Origin of the sequence: Dactylosporangium darangshiense (genome assembly GCF_039537565.1) — a bacterium.
Taxonomy (GTDB): domain Bacteria; phylum Actinomycetota; class Actinomycetes; order Mycobacteriales; family Micromonosporaceae; genus Dactylosporangium; species Dactylosporangium darangshiense.
This window is the reverse complement of the sequence record NZ_BAABAT010000144.1, coordinates 1-3,425: the sequence shown is the minus strand read 5'-3', so window position 1 is coordinate 3,425 and position 3,425 is coordinate 1. Positions and strand designations below refer to the sequence as shown.

Here is a 3,425-nt window from a genome sequence, read left to right as displayed (position 1 = left end):
CGGCACAGCTCGTCCTGCTCTACGACGGCGCGACAGTGGCCGCACGGATGGACCGAGACCCAGCAGCCGCCGCAGTCGCACGCGGCATCGCGGCGGCCTTGGTGGACGCGGCGATCGCCGCCTGAGGACCCGCGCGGTGATCGTCGCGGATGGGCGGCACCGAAGAGGCTTGGGGCGGGTGCTATACAGAGGGCAGACTTTCTTTGGTAGGTGGTGGTTCGTGGTGGAAACGGGCAGGATTCTGCGGTTCGACGAGGTTCGTGGTTACGGGTTCATCGCGCCGAACGCGGGTGGCGAGGACGTCTTCGTCCACGCCAACGACTTCGGCGAGCAACGCCATCTCGTGCACCCCGGCATGCGGGTCGAGTACGAGGTCGAGGAGGGCGAGCGCGGCCTGAAGGTCGCGACCGTGCACATCCTCGATGTCCCGGCGCGCCGTGAGCACGTTGGGGCCGCCGCTTCCCCGTTCTCCAGCGGGTCCGCGCCGTCGAGCGGCCCGGCCGGGGACGACGACGGCCTGTGCGACGTGCTGTCCAGCCGGGAGTTCACCGCCGAGGTCACCGAACTGCTGATCCAGCACGTGCCGACGCTGACCGGCAGCCAGATCGCCCAGGCCCGCCAGCACCTGGTCAGCTTCGCCCGCAGCCACGGCTGGCTGGAGAGCTGAGATGGCCATGAAGGTCCTGTTCATCGGCGGCAGCGGCATCATCAGCTCGGCCTGCGCGCGCCTCGCCGTCGAGCGCGGCGTCGACCAGCACGTGCTCAACCGCGGCGAGTCGCGGCTGTGGCCAATGCCCGAAGCCGCGACGATGCTGCGGGCCGACATCCGCGACGCTGACGGGGATTGTTCCTGCCACGGCGATACCCACCCCCAGCGCGTCGTGAGCCGTCGAACCCGGCCGTTGCCAGGCAGCATCAGTTTGCGGTCATCTCCGCGCACAGAAACCCGGCAAGTTCCTGGGCGATCGCGGTGACCACGACCCTCTTGTTGGTCTTGCGGGCGGCCAGCCGCCTGAACCGTGCGCACAGCCGCTGCTGCGCCGTCCATGACCGGGCGATGGTGGCCGCATCGGCGTGCCGCTGGCGGCCTTTGAGCTCGGCACCGACCGCGGCGTGGTGCTGATACGACCAGGCCGACTCGACCAGCTGGGTGCGCACTTAGCCGTTCCCGGCCTTGGTGATGTGCCCGCGGCGCACGGACTCCCCGGAGGAGTACTCGCTGGGCACCAGCCCGGTGAAGCCCATGAACGCCACCGCCGAGCCGAACCGCCGCCAGTCGAACACCTCCGAGGCGAGGGTCAGCCAACCGGATACGCCACACCCCGATAGCAGGCCAGCCGATGCGTCGCGGCCGCGAACGGCCCCGCAGCACCCACGGCGCCAGGCTGCCCTCCACCGCCGTCAGCTCGGCATCCCGGGCCGACACCACACCGCGGTAGTGCCCGAACGTGGCCCGCAATGCCGGGTCGTCGAACCGCTGCCCGGCCAGCCACTGCTCATAGCGGGCCGTCCACGGCGTGCGACCGTGATACACCCGGTCGTGGCGCAGCAGAAACTTGTCCAACCGCTGCCGGGCCCGCCGGCGGTCAACGCACCAATGCCGTGCGGGCCCGGCACAAATCCCGCACCGCCTCCTGCTCGGGTGTGGCAACCGCGATCGCCACCAACTCCCCGGACCGGTGCAACCGGGCCAGCCGGCGGGCATCGCGCTTGTCGGTCTTGACCCGATCGCCCGGCGACCGCGGAATCAACGACGGCGCCACCACATCACAGGCCACCCCGATCGAGCGCAACAGCCGGTACAACCCGAACCCGGTCGGACCCGCCTCGTAACACACCCGCAGCCGCGACCGATCGGCGAACCGATCAACCAGCCGCCGCACCGACGCCTCATCGTGGGCAATGCGGTCCACCGCCGGCGACTCCCGCCCCGGCTCCAGAATCTCCACCACGACCTGGCTCTTCGCCACGTCCAACCCAAGATGGATCGGACCGTCCAACTGCGTCATGCTGTCCACGCCCTCACCACCGGAGCCGGCCCACAACCCGAGCACGTCCTTGTCGCCCTCGAGAGTGACCCCGATCGCGGCGTAGAACGGCCGGTTCGCCACCTGCCCATCGCGGACCTTGATCACGATGGCGTCGATGAACACCGCCGCGTAGACGCCGTCGAGCGGCCGGTGGGACCACTCGGTCATCTCCTCCACGACCTTGTCGGTGATCCGGGAGATGGTCTCCTTCGACACCGACGCACCGTAGATCTCAGCGAAGTGCGCCGAGATCTCCCCGGTCGTCAAACCCTTGGCATACAACGACAGCACCACCTCGTCGACGCCGGACAGGCGTCGCTGACGCTTCTTGACGATCTGCGGGGTGAACGAGCCGGCCCGATCCCGGGGCACGTCGACCTGCACCGGTCCGGTGTTGTCCGTCAGCACAGTCTTGGACCGGGTGCCGTTACGGACGTTGCCCGCCCCGACGCCCGCCGGGTCGCGCTTGGCGTAGCCGAGATGCTCGGTCATCTCCTCGTTGAGCGCGGTCTCCAGCACCGTCTTCGTCAACTGCTTGAGCAACCCGTCCGGCCCGGTCAACGACAGGCCCTGCTCCTTGGCCAGCCGCACCAGCTCCGCTGCAGCCTGCTCCTCCGCTGACGGCTCAGGCCTTCTCTTCCTCGCGGTCACATCGTCCAGTGTCGCGGTCATCACGGGCACCTTCCTCGCCGGGCGTCACACCCGGCGGGTCAGGCCGGAAAACACCGTTAAATCCACAGTCCCTAACCGGTCTCAGGTTGGATTTTCGATGGAGACCCGGGGCTGGGGCTGAACCGTGCGCTGTCGGTGAACGTTGTGGCTCTGGTGGGGCCTGTTTGGGGCTATGCCGGGGTGGGTTCATGCGGGTCGGGATCGAAGGGTCACGACGCGGTGACCGAGGGCAGTGATCGAGGGGAGGTGCGGCAGATGTACGGGCGTTTCAGGGATGAGTCCACTCGCCGCCGTCCCGGTGGTGTTCTTGATCGCGGAAACCGTCGGCTGCTCCGCCGTCCGGCGTTCTGCCGTGCTCATGTTGGTGAACGTATTCGGGCGTGCCGCGGGGATGCGGAGGTGCGGAGTTGGCCGGTACCGCAGTCGTCGAGAACGCTGGGTGGTCCAGTTCGCGGTACGGGGCCGGGCGGGAGCGGTGGTTGCCGGTGTGCGGTGTCGTTTCTCGTGCAATGCGCGTCCAGCGGTTCGGGTGTGGTGCGGGTCCGGGGTTGGGGTCGTCGGGTTCGGTGGGTTGGTGTGAGTGTTTCGGGGCCGCGCCGGGTTGTTTCGGTGTGGCCTTTTGTTGTGTTTCCTGTTGAGCGTTTTGTCGGGTGTTTCGGTGTGTGTTTTGGTGTGGTTGGTTGGGGGGTGTGGTGCGGTGGGTTTGGAGATGCCGGATGATTT

The 3,425-nt window shown here is 68.3% G+C and carries 4 protein-coding genes and 1 pseudogene; 1 reads left to right on the top strand and 4 read right to left on the bottom strand.

The window, feature by feature from the left end; translation table 11 throughout:
* Positions 1-223: 223 nt before the first annotated feature.
* Positions 224-667 carry a cold-shock protein gene (locus tag ABD901_RS58220; protein WP_345144927.1) on the top strand — a complete coding sequence of 148 codons (444 nt, stop codon included), beginning with the start codon at positions 224-226 and terminating at the stop codon, positions 665-667.
* A 248-nt stretch (positions 668-915) separates the two neighbouring features.
* Here the strand turns inward: ABD901_RS58220 and ABD901_RS58215 are convergent, their stop codons facing one another.
* From ABD901_RS58215 to ABD901_RS58200, 4 genes and pseudogenes are all read right to left on the bottom strand, one after another.
* A complete protein-coding gene (locus tag ABD901_RS58215; protein WP_345144921.1) occupies positions 916-1,158 on the bottom strand; it encodes a hypothetical protein in 243 nt (80 codons plus the stop codon).
* The gene (locus ABD901_RS58210) at positions 1,159-1,332 is read right to left on the bottom strand and encodes a transposase (protein WP_345144925.1); all 174 of its coding nucleotides are present in this window, start codon (positions 1,330-1,332) and stop codon (positions 1,159-1,161) included.
* A 254-nt stretch (positions 1,333-1,586) separates the two neighbouring features.
* Entirely contained in the window at positions 1,587-2,009 is a 423-nt protein-coding gene (locus ABD901_RS58205; RefSeq protein ID WP_345144923.1) for an IS110 family transposase, read from the bottom strand.
* Positions 2,010-2,018: 9 nt separating this feature from the next.
* Positions 2,019-2,702, bottom strand: a pseudogene (locus ABD901_RS58200) (IS256 family transposase); the annotation flags it as partial.
* Between the last annotated feature and the right edge of the window lie 723 nt (positions 2,703-3,425).

Excerpts from the sequence above, each read along its gene's own strand:
- ABD901_RS58205 (WP_345144923.1), bottom strand. The coding sequence starts at position 2,009 with ATGACGCAGTTGGACGGTCCGATCCATCTTGGGTTGGACGTGGCGAAG.